The sequence below is a fragment of the Candidatus Hydrogenedentota bacterium genome, assembly GCA_013359265.1.
In the GTDB taxonomy this organism is placed as follows: domain Bacteria; phylum Hydrogenedentota; class Hydrogenedentia; order Hydrogenedentales; family SLHB01; genus JABWCD01.
This window is the reverse complement of the sequence record JABWCD010000011.1, coordinates 223,064-237,939: the sequence shown is the minus strand read 5'-3', so window position 1 is coordinate 237,939 and position 14,876 is coordinate 223,064. Positions and strand designations below refer to the sequence as shown.

At 59.1% G+C, this 14,876-nt stretch carries 11 protein-coding genes and 1 pseudogene; 4 read left to right on the top strand and 8 right to left on the bottom strand.

Going from position 1 to position 14,876, the window contains the following annotated elements:
* Positions 1-2 precede the first annotated feature (2 nt).
* The 3 genes from HUU46_12390 to HUU46_12380 are packed head-to-tail and all read right to left on the bottom strand — an operon-like array spanning position 3 to position 2,685.
* Positions 3-890, bottom strand: coding sequence for an alpha/beta hydrolase (locus tag HUU46_12390; protein NUM54437.1), 888 nt, complete (start codon positions 888-890; stop codon positions 3-5).
* 23 nt (positions 891-913) lie between these two features.
* Positions 914-1,354, bottom strand: a complete 441-nt coding sequence (locus tag HUU46_12385; GenBank protein NUM54436.1) for a hypothetical protein — start codon at positions 1,352-1,354, stop codon at positions 914-916.
* Between the two features lie 26 nt (positions 1,355-1,380).
* Positions 1,381-2,685: a M48 family metallopeptidase gene (locus tag HUU46_12380; protein ID NUM54435.1), complete on the bottom strand. Its 1,305-nt coding sequence runs from the start codon at positions 2,683-2,685 to the stop codon at positions 1,381-1,383.
* Between the two features lie 145 nt (positions 2,686-2,830).
* On the opposite strand from HUU46_12380, the pseudogene HUU46_12375 reads away from it, so the two are divergent.
* Together HUU46_12375 and HUU46_12370 are read left to right on the top strand one after the other, a co-directional pair.
* Positions 2,831-3,259, top strand: a pseudogene (locus tag HUU46_12375) (hypothetical protein).
* Positions 3,146-3,913, top strand: a complete 768-nt coding sequence (locus HUU46_12370) for an FKBP-type peptidyl-prolyl cis-trans isomerase (GenBank protein NUM54434.1) — start codon at positions 3,146-3,148, stop codon at positions 3,911-3,913. The pseudogene HUU46_12375 and the gene HUU46_12370 overlap by 114 nt, the downstream one beginning before the upstream one ends.
* A 7-nt stretch (positions 3,914-3,920) precedes the next feature.
* Here HUU46_12370 and HUU46_12365 read toward each other — a convergent pair whose 3' ends face one another.
* Positions 3,921-4,160 (bottom strand): hypothetical protein, encoded by a 240-nt coding sequence (locus HUU46_12365; protein NUM54433.1) that lies wholly within the window; start codon positions 4,158-4,160, stop codon positions 3,921-3,923.
* Between the two features lie 114 nt (positions 4,161-4,274).
* Here HUU46_12365 and HUU46_12360 point away from each other — a divergent pair, with 114 nt between their 5' ends.
* Both HUU46_12360 and HUU46_12355 read left to right on the top strand, forming a co-directional pair.
* Positions 4,275-6,515 carry a hypothetical protein gene (locus tag HUU46_12360; GenBank protein ID NUM54432.1) on the top strand — a complete coding sequence of 747 codons (2,241 nt, stop codon included), beginning with the start codon at positions 4,275-4,277 and terminating at the stop codon, positions 6,513-6,515.
* Positions 6,516-6,599: 84 nt separating this feature from the next.
* On the top strand, positions 6,600-7,310 hold the full coding sequence (locus HUU46_12355) for a methyltransferase domain-containing protein (protein NUM54431.1): 711 nt from the start codon (positions 6,600-6,602) through the stop codon (positions 7,308-7,310).
* A 132-nt stretch (positions 7,311-7,442) separates the two neighbouring features.
* Here HUU46_12355 and ilvB read toward each other — a convergent pair whose 3' ends face one another.
* The 4 genes from ilvB to HUU46_12335 all read right to left on the bottom strand — a co-directional run bounded on the left by ilvB (position 7,443) and on the right by HUU46_12335 (position 14,801).
* Positions 7,443-9,254, bottom strand: coding sequence for a biosynthetic-type acetolactate synthase large subunit (gene ilvB / locus HUU46_12350; protein ID NUM54430.1), 1,812 nt, complete (start codon positions 9,252-9,254; stop codon positions 7,443-7,445).
* A gap of 317 nt (positions 9,255-9,571) precedes the next feature.
* Entirely contained in the window at positions 9,572-11,308 is a 1,737-nt protein-coding gene (locus HUU46_12345; protein NUM54429.1) for a 30S ribosomal protein S1, read from the bottom strand.
* A gap of 128 nt (positions 11,309-11,436) precedes the next feature.
* Positions 11,437-12,141 (bottom strand): TerC family protein, encoded by a 705-nt coding sequence (locus HUU46_12340; protein ID NUM54428.1) that lies wholly within the window; start codon positions 12,139-12,141, stop codon positions 11,437-11,439.
* 140 nt (positions 12,142-12,281) lie between these two features.
* The gene (locus tag HUU46_12335) at positions 12,282-14,801 is read right to left on the bottom strand and encodes an SBBP repeat-containing protein (protein NUM54427.1); all 2,520 of its coding nucleotides are present in this window, start codon (positions 14,799-14,801) and stop codon (positions 12,282-12,284) included.
* Positions 14,802-14,876 lie beyond the last annotated feature (75 nt).

Genomic DNA, 14,876 nt, shown 5'->3' with positions numbered 1-14,876 from the left:
CATCACAGATTCGTGTCGAACCACACTGCCATTTTCTCGACCTCCTCCGGCAACGTCAGCCAAGGGTGGCCGCCGCCCGGCTTCACGATCAGTTCGGCATTGCCACCCACCGCTTTCACCGCATCGATAAACACCTGCGACTGCTGCAGCGGCACCATCGGGTCCGCGTCGCCGTGTATCAGCAGGTACGGTGGCAGCGGTCCCGCGGCGATGCGGTGGCGCGGCGACAACTCCTTCGCGCGCGCGTCGATGTCTTCCTGCGTGCGCGATCCGACGCCGCCAGCAAAAAGGAGCTTTCCGATCATTCCCTCATAGTCTGGCTTCTTCCCGTCCCAATCCATCAAATCGGTGGGCGGGAAGAACACCGACACGGCTTTCACGCGCGAATCTACGCGCTCGTACTCCTTCTTCGATTCGGGATTTGCTTCCACCGGAGTCACGCTCGCCAGGAGCGACAGGTGCCCGCCAGCGGACGCGCCCATGAGGCCGAGCCGGTTCGGGTCCACGCCGTACTCCGCCGCGTGCGCCTTCACCCAGCGAATCGCTGTCTTTGTGTTCGCCAGCAACTCCGTACCGTCATATTTCGTCACCGACCCCGGCCGCATGCCGAACACGACGTAGCCGTGTTTCGTGAAAATATTGAATACCTGCGCGCGCTCGTGATCGCGCATCTTTCCCCGGTCCGAATGCCAGGCACCGCACACGATGTCGATAATGCCGAGCCCGTTTGCTTTCTCTTTCGGCTTGAAGATGTCCGCGAGCAGGCCCGTGCCGTGTATCTCTTCGTACACAACGTTTTGCTGTTGCTCGTACGGCAGGTTTTCTTCCTGCGCCAATGCGGTCAACGCCACGCACAGCGCCGCGCCCACGATTCCTATTCTGCGTATCATGTCATGACTCCCGTACACGTCCCTTACTCCCATTTCACGCCCTGATCGATCCACGCCTTCAACGTCTCGACTTCGGCCGCGCTCAGCGCATCTCCTTTCGGCGGCATCTTCTTCACGCTCGGGTCCTGCGCCACGCGCAGCACCAGGCTGCTGCCCGCGCCGTTGCCCTCGATAATCCGCGCACCGTGCCGTCCCGGCATCAATGCGTTCTCTCGCGTATCCAGATTGAATCCGCCCTTGCTGCCGCCGCCGAGATGGCAGTCCTTACAGTGTTTGTCGAGAATCGGTTTCACGTCCGCGGCAAACGACACCGATGCCGCGGGCGCGCTTGCCATTTCGCCGCCGCCCCCCGCGCCTGCCGCGCCCGCTACGGCCGGCTGTGCCGGGGGCTGCGCGCCGCAGCCGGACAAAAGGAGTAGCGCAATGACACACGAAACAATTCCCGCCCACTTCAACGACGACATACCGAATCCTCCAGTTACGCGATTGATTATTGCGGAGCAGTCTCCGACTCTCTAAACAGATGCCCGTACACCAGCGGCTTTCCTTCGGCCCACGGCTTGTACTCGTTGCAGAACTGAACACGCTCGCCCAACGGCGGGTGCGTGCTGCGCCACAACTTGATCAACGGGTGCGGATACGGATACCCGAGATTCTCCTGAAACAATTTCACAAACGCGGACGCCGCCGCGTGGTTGTCCTGTGTCAGCTCCAAACCGAACCGGTCCGCCTCATGTTCGTTATACCGGGAATACGCGTTACTCGCAGGGGTGAGCACAAACATGGTCGCGCTCAGCAACACCATGATTAACGGATACGACGCCACATCCGAGAGCCGATCGAAACCGATTCGACTGCCGTACCGCGCGATCACCCAGCCTGACGCCCTGTGAATGACATACAGCCCGATTAGCATAAGAGTTCCCATAAACGCGATCGCGAAATACGCGTGGTACAGCACGTAATGCCCCATCTCGTGCGCCATGACATACAGCAGTTGGTCCTCAGACAATCCCTTAATTGTCGTGTCCCAAAGCACGATGCGGCCCGTATTGAAAATCCCCGTCACATATGCGTTGATCGCTTTCGTGTCCTCGCTCTTGTTCACCTCGAACACGTCGCTGCCTTCGATGCCCGCGCGGTCCGCGAGCGCCAGAATCTTCTGCTCGAGCGCCTTGTCTTTCATCGACCCGAAATCGTTGAACATCGGATCGATGGCGATCGGTTTCACGAAAAACACGATCGCGAAAAACACATACATCAACAATCCGGTGTACAGCCACCACCGCTTCGGCGACTTCTTCAGCAGCAGGTACGGCACCCAAAGAAACAGCGCAGTGACGACCATCTCGATAGCGAGCGCAATCAACGTGTCCTGCGCCCACTTGCCGAGGGTCTGGTTCGACAACCCGTACGCGTGCATACGGACGTATTGCGCGTAATAATCCAACGGCAGGTTTGCCGCGAATGTGAGCAGCGTGTATACCGCCGCAAAGATCGCAATGGTAAAGAACCAATACCGCCCCGCCCACGCGGCGAATCTGCGCATCCGCGCCGAAAACCCGGTAAACAGGATGATCGCGGGGACCAGCAGGTCCCAGACCTCCCGGATGGCCCACAGCACATTGCCGGACCTGTAGAACTGCACCGCCTTCTCGCTGGGTGGGGGGAGAACAACCGGGCCCTTCTCGGCGTTGGAGGCTGTGGTGTGCGAAGGGGATGGTTCCTGGGCGAAGGAGTGCCCTGCGCCAAATGCGAAAACTGCCAACAGGCAACACGCGGCCCACCGCTGCATACGGGGTCTCCTTCCGAACACCACAGCCCCCACTAAACTAACGGAATCCCGCCCCCAGGTAAAGGCACGCGCCGCCCGCCTTGTTCGGCATGCGGCTATATGAGACAATCTTTGACTTGTTCCCAATCAAACCCGCCACAAGGAGATCCCAGTGAATACTCGCCATGCCCTTCGCCTGTTGCTCGCAGCCGCGCTCGTCGCGCTCCCGCTGCGCGCCGTTTTCGCGGAGGACGCCGATCCGAAGAAAGACTCCGCCCCCGCCGCCGAGGAAAAGCCGGCTGCCGCCGCGGGCGACGCCAAGTCCGATGCTCCCGCCATCAAGCTCGAAACGGACGAGGACAAGTTCTCGTACCTCGTCGGCGCGGATATCGGCACGAACTTCAAGCGCAACGGAATCACGATTACCCGTGAACAGTTCCTCGCGGGGTTTAACGACATCACGCAGGGCAAGCCCTCGGCCATGACCGACGAGGAAGTGAACGGCGTATTGCAGACGCTCCGCAAGAAGCTGTCCGAAGCGCAGAGCAAAGAAGGCGCAACCCCGCTTGCGGGCGACGACGCATTCATCAAGCAACTTTCTTACGTACTCGGTGCGGATATCGGCACCGATCTGAAGCGTTCGCAGCTCGAGGTGAAAAACGAACCGTTCGTTCATGCGATCGAAGACGTCATCAATGACCGCAAGATGGCGATGACGCAGGACGAAATGAAGGTCGTGCTTGACGGCTTCCGCCAGAAGCAAATGGAGAAAATGAAAGCCGTCGCCGACAAGAACCTTGCCGAAGGCGAGGCGTTCCTCATAGCGAACGCCAAGAAACCCGGCGTGAAGAGCACGGCAAGCGGACTGCAATACCTCGTGGTCACCGAAGGGAAAGGCGAAATGCCGAAGGCGACGGACACCGTCAAGACGCACTACCGCGGCACGCTCATCGACGGCACGGAATTCGACAGCTCCTACGCGCGCAACGAACCGACCGAATTCCCCGTGAACCAGGTCATCAAGGGGTGGACCGAGGCGCTCCAGCTTATGCACGTAGGAGACAAGTGGAAGTTGTTTATCCCCGCGAACCTCGCGTATGGCGAGCGCGGCGCGGGCGCGGACATTGGCCCGAACTCGACGCTCATCTTCGACATTGAACTGCTCGAAGTCATTAAGGCGAAGGAAGAGCCCGCGAGCGACGGCACCATCTCGCTCGATGCGGGTACCGGCTCGAAGCCCGCGAAGTAGCGTCGATTCAGATGTACTCTTGCGGCGCGCCGGAAACACACGGCGCGCCGCCTTCGTTTAATCCTAAGTATGGCAGTCGAACGGGACTGACACCGTCTTTCGCGACGAGACTGACACCGTCTTTCGCGACGGGACTGACACCGTCTTTCGCGACGGGACTGACACCGTCTTTCGCGTAGGCTTTGCGAAGCGAAACACGGTGTCTGTCCCTCGCCCCGATGCTGACAGTCGCGTTTCTCGCCCGCATTTCTCACCGCCCCCGCACTCCAAGGCGTCGCGCGCAAACGCGAACTCGCGCGAACACAATTCGCGCCACTCTCGTGCTATCATCGCCCCAGGTGCATTCAGAGAGGTTCGAATCATGTATCTCCGTATTGTTGCCGTTTCGATCGTCATGCTCACTATTACCACGGTTCCGCAACTTGCCATCGCCCAACCTATCGCCGATTCGGTCTACCTCCAGGAAGTCGGCTCAACGATTCCCTCTAAGACCCCGCTTGTTTCCGTCGCGTCGGCACGGGGAAAAACGTACGCCGCCGGCCAGAGCGCGCTGTACATCGTCGAGGGAGACGCGCTAGCGCAGATTGATGCGCCCACGGCGCCGCTCATGCGGCTTGAATCGTTTAACGATACGCTGTTCGCCATTACGGGTACGGGCCTGTACAAACTCGACGGAACGGTGTGGAAGCAGATTGCGCCCGGCGTATTCGTGGATATGTGTCTGCATCTCGATGCAATACACGCGGCAACTTCGGATGAGCTCTTCAAGCTCGATGGCGACACGCTGACGCCCGTGCCCGGCAGCAATACGCGCCAACCCGTCCAGGCCATCGCGTCATACAGCGGTACGCTGTACGTGCTGCATCCGGGCGGCATTGCGATCCTGGACAGCGCGCGCGGCGGTTACGACCGCGACGATAACGTCTTCGACTGGGGCGAGCCGCTCCCGCGCACCACGCGCGATTTGCTCGCGATGGGCAGCAGACTATACGTCGCCACGGATCAGGGACTCGGCCTGCTGCGCGGGATGGCGCTCACCGCGATCCGCGGTGAGGACGGCCTGCCATATGAAGATGCCGTTTGCCTCCGCGAAGGGTTCGGCGGCGATCTCTGGATCGGCACGACGCGTGGCGCAATTCGCAGGACCGGAAACGAATACCACTACTTTAACGCCGGCCGCTGGTTGCCCAACGAAAAAGTAAACGATATCGCCGTGGACAATAGTGTTGCCTACATCGCCACCGACGGCGGCCTCGGCATTGTTCGCTACGAGCCGTTCACGTTGCAGAAGAAGGCCGCGTATTACGAGCGATGGCTCGACGAGTGGGGCCAGAAGCGGCTTGGGTTCACCCACAAACTCGAATGGAACGCCCAGGATAACCAATGGGTACGCGAAGTCAGCGACAACGACGTCGGCTGGAGCACGCACTACCTCGCGGCCATGTGTTTCAAGTACGCGGTCACCAAAGAACAGCACGCGCGCGACGAAGCCGTAGATTTCCTCAAGTCCGTCTTGTGGAGCGAAGAAATCTCAGGTATCCCCGGCTTCCCAGCGCGATCCGTCTGGGCCGTCGGCGAACGCGGACATCAGGCGCAGCACGGTTCCGGCGGCCTGCCCGCCGAATGGCACGACACGCCCGATGGCAAATGGCAATGGAAAGGCGACACCTCGAGCGACGAGACTGACGCGCATTTCTACGCGGTACCCATCTTTATCGAACTTGTCGCGAACGAGAAGGAAAAAGCGCGGTCTATCGAACACCTGCGCCGCATCGCCGCGCACATCGTCGACCACGGCTGGACCTTGCACGACGTCGACGGCAAACCCACGCGCTGGGCGCGCTGGGACCCGGAGTACCTGCACACGAAGCTTGGCTTCTACGCGCAGGGGCTGAACGGCCTCGAATCGCTCGCCTACATGCAAACTACGTACGCGCTGACGAAGGACACGAAGTTCAGCGACGCATACAAGGCGCTGCTGGACCTCGGGTACCACAACGCCGTCCTGCGTACGAAGCTCACGTTCCCGCCGGGGTTCATCTTCCACTCCGACGATCGCCTTGCGTTCTACGCATACTACTCGATGCTGAAATACGAAACCGATCCCACGATGCGCTCCATCTATCTGCGCAGTCTCGAACGCAGTTGGGAAGTCGAGCGCATCGAACACAATCCCTGGTTCAACTTTATCTACGGCGCGCTCACGGGCAATGACTGTGAAGCGGCGCAGGCCGTCACGCATCTGCGCGAATGGCCGCTCGATATGGTCGACTACAGCTACCGCAATTCGCACCGCGCCGATCTGCAGACGCCGAAGGGCTACGTGCCCTATAGCGGCGGCACGCGATCCTTGTCGCCGCGCGAACGCGGCCCGATGCGTTGGTCAGATAATGGCATGCAACTCGATGGCGGCGGTGGCGGCATGCAGGTCGTCGATCCCTCGGGCTGGCTCGACGCCTACTGGATGGGCCGCTACTACGGTTATATCCTCCCGCCCGACGCCAAAGACCAAGACCTGATTAGCGTGCCACAGCGCAACGAACGCCACGGCGCCGCGCCCTACGACGGCCCTCGACGGCCGCCGCTAAAGGACGAGATATAAGCCCGTGAACCGGAATCGGTGGACACTCGCCTCGTGTCTGTCATATGGCTCGCGTAGGTCCTATACGACCTATGTTGCGCGTTCATGATCGACAACCCAGATCTCGACGCTGGCTACCGCGCATTCCACGCGCCGCGTTACGCGTATCTCCTGCGCCTGTTGGAATCAATCGGCGCAACCGAGCAAAACCGCATTCTCGATATCGGCCCGTCCCACTTCACCGAACTCGTGCGGGATCGGATCAAGGCGCGCGTCGATACGCTCGGCTTCGGCGAAGACAGCGTGGGGGAGCGCGGTAACCACTATGAATTCGATCTCAACCGCGCACAGGATCGCGCCGCATGGCGAAGCGATCTTCCACGATACGATGTCATCATAATGGCCGAAGTGCTCGAACACCTCTATGTCGCGCCGCAGCTTTCGCTCGGCTACGTCGCGTCGCTGCTATCTCCCGGAGGTAGATTGATCCTCCAAACGCCCAATGCCGCATCGCTCACGAAGCGGATCAAATTGCTGATCGGTCGAAACCCGTACGAAATGATTCGCCCCGACCCGCGCAATCCCGGACACTATCGCGAATATACGGCGAAAGAATTGCACGCGTTGGCGGAAGAGCTTGAGTTGAAGGTAGATCGATGCGAGACGGCCTTCTACTTCGATGCCCGCATCATCCATGACGCACAAGGCGCGAAAGTGGGCAGGCGTGGGTTCGGCGGCCTGCGCAACACCATCTACAAATACCTTCCCGGCCCGCTGCGCGAGGGAATCACAATGATTCTGCGCAATCCCGGATAAGGACCTCTCCAGGTCCGCGAGCGCCGCAATCGTGACGCTGCGAATGCGCCTGCCTTCGCCGCCTGCAAGTTGTTTGGGTCCGTCAGTACTTTTGTACAGCGTGCGTGCCTGAAACTCGCTCTACGGCGCCAATCAGAACAGTTCCGGTGTTTGTGTCGGGTCGACGTGCTCGTCGCCCTTCTTGATTTCGGACAATTCCGGTTTGCGCGGTTTGATGTACGGGCCGGTCACCATTTCTTTGTAACCCATACCTGGGCCGACCATCGGGTAGACGTGCGCATTCTGATCGATCATGACTTCGAGAAACGCCGGGCCCTTATGCTTCACGAAACGTTCGAGCGTTTCCTTCACCTTCGACTTGTCGCTCAACCGCTCGGCAAACTCGAACCCGTCCGCCTGCGCGCACTTCACGAAATCCTTCTTGTGCAGCGATTTGTCGCTGCCAGAGAACCTGTTCTCGTAATACGTCTGCTGCCACTGCCGCACCATCCCGTCGCCAAGATTGTTCAACAGCAGCACCTTCACCGGACAATCGTAGGTTGTTGCCGTCTCGAGTTCGCCCAGGTTCATACGCAGGCTTCCGTCACCGTCGACATCGATGACGATGCGGTCCGGTTTGGCGAATTGCGCGCCGATGGCCGCGGGCAAACCAAACCCCATCGTGCCCATGCTTCCCGAAGTGAGCCACGACCGCGGCTCGTGGAAATCGAAGAACTGCGCCGCCCACATCTGGTGCTGGCCAACGCCCGTCGAGACAATCGCGTTGCCCTTCGTGATCGAATTCAACACCTCGATCACGTACTGTGGCTGAATAAGGTCGGTCTCTTTCTTGTAGCTCATCGCGTGCGCCGCCTTCAATGCGTGCACGTGCGCGATCCACTTCGAATAGTCCTTGCGGAACTTCAGTTTCTTCCCCGCTTCGGACAGGTCGCGCAGCGTCACGCCCGCGTCGCCCGCGTGGCTCCACGTGAACGCCTTCACCTTGCCGAGTTCGGCGGCGTCCACGTCGATGTGGGCGATATACCGCGCTTTCGGCGCGAATTCCTTCACCTTGCCCGCCACGCGATCGTCGAACCGCGACCCGACGGCGACGATCATGTCGCAATCTTCGACCGCATAGTTCGCGTACGCCGCGCCGTGCATGCCGAGCATGTGTAGCGACAGTTCGTTCGTCGTGTCCACCGAGCCGAGGCCCATCAGCGTCGTCACGACGGGAATCTGGAACTCGTTCGCAAAGGCGCGCAGTTCGTTCGCGGCATTGCTGTTGATGACGCCGCCACCCGCGTAGATCAGGGGACGGTCAGAGCTGCCGAGCTGTTTGAAAAATTCAGCCGCGTTCTCCGGCGAGATGCGCGATGCGTTCGCTTCGGTCATTCGCTTGTCGAACCCGCGGAATTTGAGCAGGCCCTTGCCTTTGAACGGCGCCTGGTGCAACTGGACGTCCTTCGGGAGGTCGACGACAACCGGTCCGGGGCGCCCGCTCCGCGCGATGTGAAACGCCGTGCGAATCGTTTCTTCGATTTCGTTCTCGTTCTTCAGCAGGAACACGTGTTTGGCGCATGCGCTCATGATGTTGAAGACCGGCGCTTCCTGGAACGCGTCCGACCCAATCGCCGCGCGCGGCACTTGCCCGCAAATCAGTACGACCGGAATCGAGTCCGCCATGCAATCGCGAATCGGCGTGACGCAATTCGTCGCCCCCGGCCCGGACGTGACGACGAACACACCCACCTTGCCGCTGGCGCGCGCGTACCCCGCCGCCATGAACCCCGCGCCCTGCTCGTTCGCCGGCACGATAAGCCGAATCTGCTCGTTCTTCGGGTGGCTCGCGTTGAACTTGAAGATGGCGTCATACGTCGGAAGGATTGCCCCGCCGCTGTAACCGAATACCGTGTCCACGCCCTCGTCCGCGAGAACCTGCACCGCCATATCCGCACCCGACATAATGGTGCCGGCCAGGGGATGCTGCGTGGGCGATTTAACGGTTGCCATGATGATGTCTCTCCTTATTGGCTCGGCTACGTCTGTTCCCAAGCCTATGCGTATGCTTTTTCGTGCTCGTGCTCGTGCTCGTGCTCGTAATCGTGCTCGTGCCCGTAATCGTAGTCGATCTTTCCACCCGGTTTCCGGTCACCCCACTACAAGGACGATTACGAACAAGAGGCGCTTTCAACGCTCCTGAAAAAATGTCGGCTGCCAGAAACGAAACGGAGCGCATCGGGTTTGCCGTGCGCTCCGTTGTTAGTCGTTATCCGTCTCTGTTACGACTGACTCGGCTCGCTCGGCGTGGTTTGTACCGCGCCCAGCGCGTCGCCTACTACGTCGCCGAGGCTGACATTTTCCTTCGATCCGCTCGAACCGAACTCCGCCTGCGCAGCCGAATCCTGGTCCTTCTGGTATTCGCGCAGGCTCAGGCCGATTTTGCGCTCGTTCGAGTCCACGCTGATCACCTTGGCCCAAACCTTGTCGCCCACCGAGAGGACTTCCTCCGGCTTCTGCACGCGGTCCTTCGAAAGCTCGCTCACGTGGATAAGGCCTTCGATGCCGTTCTCGAGCCGCGCGAACGCGCCGAAACTCACCAGCTTCGCGATCTCGACCTGCAAGTGGGAGCCGATTGGGTGCGCGTCGATCACTTCCTGCCACGGGTCTTTCTCGAGCTGCTTCAGGCCCACGCTGATCTTCTCGTTCTGCGGATCGATGCTCAGCACCTTCACGTCGATGACCTGGTCCTTCTGCAGCACCTCGTTCGGGTGCGAGACCTTCTTCGTCCAGGATATGTCGCTCACGTGCAACAGCGCGTCGATGCCCTCTTCAATCTCGATGAACGCGCCGTAATCCGTCAGGTTGCGCACGGTGCCCTTGATCGTCGAACTGACCGGGTACTTGCTCTCGATCTCGCGCCACGGGTTCGGACGCGTCTGCTTCAGGCCCAACGCGATCTTCTCCGCCTGCGTATCCACGCTCAGCACCATCACGTCGACCTGTTCCTCGAGCGTCAACACCTCGTTCGGGTGCCGCACGCGCCGCGTCCAGCTCATTTCGCTGACGTGCACCATGCCCTCGATGCCGTCCTCGAGCTGCACGAACGCGCCGTAATCCGTCATGCTCACGACCTTGCCGCGCACGACGCCGCCCACGATGTACCGCGAGGAAGCCGTCTTCCACGGGTTCTCGGATTTCTGCTTGAGACCAAGGCTGATGCGTTCCGACTGCGGATCGAAACTGAGCACCATCACCTCGATGCGCTGGCCGACCGACACCACCTGCGACGGGTGCTTCACGCGGCCCCACGACATGTCCGTCACGTGCAACAGCCCGTCGATGCCGCCCACGTCCACGAACGCGCCGAAATCGGTGATGTTCTTCACTTCGCCGGGGATGATCTTGCCGACTTCGATCGTCGAGAGCAGCTTGCTCTTCTCGCCCGCGCGCTGCTCTTCGAGCAACTTGCGGCGGCTGACGACCACGTTGCGGCGGCGTTTCGTGAGTTTGATGATCTTGAGGTCCATCGACTGGCCGATGTACCGGTCCAAGTCGCTGGTCGGGCGCCACGTGAGCTGGCTCGCCGGCATGAACGCATCGATGCCGATGTCCACCTTCAACCCGCCCTTCACGCGGCGGACGATGCGCCCTTCGATAACGCCATCGTCCTCGTAAATCTTCTGGATGTGCGTCCAGTTCTTGATCTTGTCCGCTTTAATCTTCGAAAGCACCGGCAGACCGTCATCGTCCTCCGGTTCCTCGATGAAAATATCGAATTCCTGGCCGATCTCAATGGCCGAGCGATCCGGAAATTCGTCGATTGGAATCGATCCCTCGCTCTTGTACCCAATATCAACCAGCACATAGTCGTCGGTCATCCCGACGACGCGGCCACGCACCACCTCGCCTTCCTTGAAGTTTTGCATGGTCTGGTCATACAGCGCCTCCATCTCCTCCATCGAGAGTTCGGCGTCTGTGCCGTCTATGACGGCCGTGTTTCGTGTGTCCTCAGACATAGTTCTTCTTAAGAACCTCCTTAAAGAGAAATCTCTGCCTGTTTCCAGACAGACAGGATACCTTAGCATTATTACGCCAACGCAGTCAAACGCCCGTTCTACAGGGATTTGGGAGGGGGACGGGGGCTTTACACCTCGTCCGGCAGGGGTTCTTCGGCGGCTTTTCGCCGCGCCAGGAACCTGCCCGCAACGACCACCGCGAGCGCCCCGGCGACAGCGACAATCCGGTGCAAACTAGGCAGGTGACTTTCTATCCACTGGCTGATGGCGGGGTCGCTCACGGCCATTTCCCCGGCTACGTACCCCAGCAGCGCGGCGCCCAGCGTGATCACGACGGGGAACCGCTCCATCAGCTTCAGCAATATCGTGCTGCCGAAAATGACAATCGGAATGCTGATGCCAAGACCGAGCGCAAGCAACAAGACGCTTCCCTTCGCCGCCGCGGCTACGGCGACGACGTTGTCCAGCGACATCACCGCATCGGCCAGCATGATGGTTTTGATGGCGGCAATCAGGTTCTCGCTCGATTGAACGTCCTTGCTGTCGTCTTCGGGTAGCATTAGCTTTACGCCAATCCAGAGCAACAACGCGGCCCCAACCAGCTTGAGATACGGCAGCGACAAAAGCGCCACCGCGAGCGTCGCCAAGATGACGCGCATGCCCACCGCCGCGCCCGCTCCCCAAACCACGGCCATGCGCTGCTGCCGCGGCGGCAACGAATTCGCCGCAAGCGCAATCACCACGGCGTTGTCGCCGGACAACACCATGTCAATACCGATGATTTGCGTTAACGAGACCCAGAAGTGATCGGGGATGCTGAAAAGGCCATTCATTACAGGAACTCACGAACAAAGAATTGACGCAAGTATAATCGGCCCGGACGAGAGATTCACATCGGACATGGAAACGTTGCTGCCGATCCGCGGTGCGCCGCGTACCCGGCGCTCGGCAGTCCGGGCGCATTCAGCGCAGCCTATGGTTTTCTCACAAGCTCTCTTGAAAGGAAGGTCCGTACCAGCAATGCCGTGAGCAGTACAATTCCTATGTGCCACGGCGTGACTGGAAGGGCCGGGGCATTACTGTCAACGACAACGGCCGTGCTGGGTCCGGCAGCATCCGAAAGATTTCCCAACGCATCGGCCGCGGTTTCCGGCGAAATCGAGATACCCAGCGTACCGTCGCCGCTGATGTCCCAAATCGCCACGGTGCGAGAATCCAGGCCTGATCCGCTAACTACAACCGTTCCAGTCGCGGTTCCCGTTGAGTTCAAAACGATGTCGCTATTGCCCAGGGTGATTGTGTCCGCGCCGGTATAGGTTACCGGGTAGAAAACCGGGCCGGTGCTCGTCGTGGATAGTGACGGAGTACCTATAACGATTGTCGGCGCCGTATTGTCAACAACGAAAGTCGCGCTGGGTCCTGCGGCGGGCGCAATATTCCCGAACGCGTCCGTTGCGGTGCCCGCGGCGATGGATATGCCGAGCGAGCCCGTGCCTGATATGTTAGTGATGGTAACCATCCGCAGATCCGGTCCGGCGACTGAAGTAGTGATAGTACCGGTCGCTGTGCCGGTCGTGTTCAAAGTCACGTGGCTATCGTTCAAGTTAATGGCGTTGGCGCCGGTGTACGTCACGAGGTAAACGACGGGCCCAGCTTTCGTAACATTCGGATTTGGCGGGCCAATCGAAATCATTCCGTCTGTCGTTGCGTACGTGTAGTTCAACTCATTCGACGCCATATTGCCGTTGCCCGCCACGTCAGTGAAGGAACCTGCGGGTATCTGTGCGGTAAATGGTCCGTTCGCGATGGGGGTGAGCGTGAAGCTGTATGTCGAGCCATTGCCGGTGAAACCACTCGCCGTCGCGTTCGTCACCGCAATATCGTCGAGTATAAAGTTTGTGCTGGTTTCGGATAGAAATACATCAACCGTGATGGGTGCGATAGTTGGATTGGTAGCAGAGGAACTCAAGGCACTTGTGGGTCCGGTCTTGTCGATTACGTACGACTCGCCCATCGTAAAGGTGCCATTGCCGGGGCCGGTCCCGCCCAATGGCATCGAGTCAGCGTTAACGATGCTATCGTTATCTACGAGGTCAAGGCGTATCGTACCGTCGCCACTGCCGGTATTGACGGTAACGTTTCTGGATGTCTGGCTGCCTGATACGCCAAGAATAGACGCTGCTGTAATTCCACCTGATGTAGTTAAAGCGAAGTCCGTAATATCGACTCCCATGACAGGCTGATTGAATACCACCGTGAAGCCTACATTCGCCGCTCTTGTAGGACTTGCGGTATTGCGCACCGAGGAAACGACACAAGGTGCTACCACAAGTTTCCAAACGAAGCTGCTTCCGTATGGACTGCCATTTAGGTTCGCTATAGCTGGACCGGGATCGAAATCTACCGTATTTGAAAATTGCCCGGTAATCAGTACGTTGCCATGCGGGTCTACCGCCACACATTTTCCCGCTTCATAGTTGCCTGTGTCAGCGCCCAATTGCGCCGCCCACTCAAAATTCCCCGAATTATCCAGCACGCATATGAAAATGTCACTATGGACAGATGATAGCCCAGCTATTTCCGGGCCGGGATCGAAATCCGCCCAACTTCTAAATCGTCCCAGAATACATATGTAGCCCGCCGAATCGACCGCCAGACTTCCGCCTTCGTCTTCGCCCACCCCCCCCATGGTCTTGACCCACAAGCATTCGCCAGAACTATCCAACTTCCAAACAAAAACGTCATATTCGCCGGCCGAAGTTACGGTTCCGGTCGTCGCTCCAAATTCAAAATCCGCAGTGTGTTTGAATCTGCCTGTAACGAACGCGTTGCCGTCAGAATCCGTTGCTACCGCAGTTCTGAGCAAGGGAAACTCAGCGAAGGGACCACCCAGTCGCTTGGCCCACAGGAAGTTTCCTTGTTCGTCTAGTTTGGAAATGAAAATATCGTCTTGTCCAGCAGACCTTAGATTGAATCCACCCGGACCCGGGTCAAAATCAACCGTGTAATCGAATCGTCCAGTGATCAGAACGTTGCCGTTAGGATCGGCAGCTAATGAACGCCCTTCATCATAGCCTCCAGAGCCAAAGCTCCTCGCCCAAACGAACTCTCCATTGCTGGTCAACTTGCTGACGAAGACATCAACTCCGCCCCGAGAAACCAGATTTTCAACACCGGGGCCGGGGTCAAAATCTCCGGTGTCGAAAAACGATCCCGTGGTATAGATATTGCCCTCCTGATCGACCGCAACATTCAGCACGTGTTCCCAAGAGAGGCCGCCGAACGATTTTGCCCACATTAGATTGCCCGAACTGTCCAACTTGCAGACAAAGACATCCCACTCTCCGGCAGATATCAAGGTGGCGGAACCAGCGCAGTCTATCGATTCTTCGAAAGTACCGGCGACTACTACATTTCCATAAGGATCCACGGCGACCGTGGGTCCAAAGTAGTAAAGTTCGTGCGCCGGACCGCCTATCAACTTGGCCCACACGTAGTTTCCTTGCGAATCCAGCTTGTATACTACGTAGTCCCAGCCAGTGGAAGTTAGATATGCCGTGCCTGGGCC

Excerpts from the sequence above, each read along its gene's own strand:
- HUU46_12355 (NUM54431.1), top strand. The coding sequence starts at position 6,600 with ATGATCGACAACCCAGATCTCGACGCTGGCTACCGCGCATTCCACGCG.
- HUU46_12370 (NUM54434.1), top strand. The coding sequence starts at position 3,146 with ATGACCGACGAGGAAGTGAACGGCGTATTGCAGACGCTCCGCAAGAAG.
- HUU46_12365 (NUM54433.1), bottom strand. The coding sequence starts at position 4,160 with ATGCGGGCGAGAAACGCGACTGTCAGCATCGGGGCGAGGGACAGACAC.
- HUU46_12345 (NUM54429.1), bottom strand. The coding sequence starts at position 11,308 with ATGTCTGAGGACACACGAAACACGGCCGTCATAGACGGCACAGACGCC.
- HUU46_12380 (NUM54435.1), bottom strand. The coding sequence starts at position 2,685 with ATGCAGCGGTGGGCCGCGTGTTGCCTGTTGGCAGTTTTCGCATTTGGC.
- HUU46_12340 (NUM54428.1), bottom strand. The coding sequence starts at position 12,141 with ATGAATGGCCTTTTCAGCATCCCCGATCACTTCTGGGTCTCGTTAACG.
- ilvB (NUM54430.1), bottom strand. The coding sequence starts at position 9,254 with ATGTCGGGTGCGGATATGGCGGTGCAGGTTCTCGCGGACGAGGGCGTG.
- HUU46_12390 (NUM54437.1), bottom strand. The coding sequence starts at position 890 with ATGATACGCAGAATAGGAATCGTGGGCGCGGCGCTGTGCGTGGCGTTG.
- HUU46_12385 (NUM54436.1), bottom strand. The coding sequence starts at position 1,354 with ATGTCGTCGTTGAAGTGGGCGGGAATTGTTTCGTGTGTCATTGCGCTA.
- HUU46_12360 (NUM54432.1), top strand. The coding sequence starts at position 4,275 with ATGTATCTCCGTATTGTTGCCGTTTCGATCGTCATGCTCACTATTACC.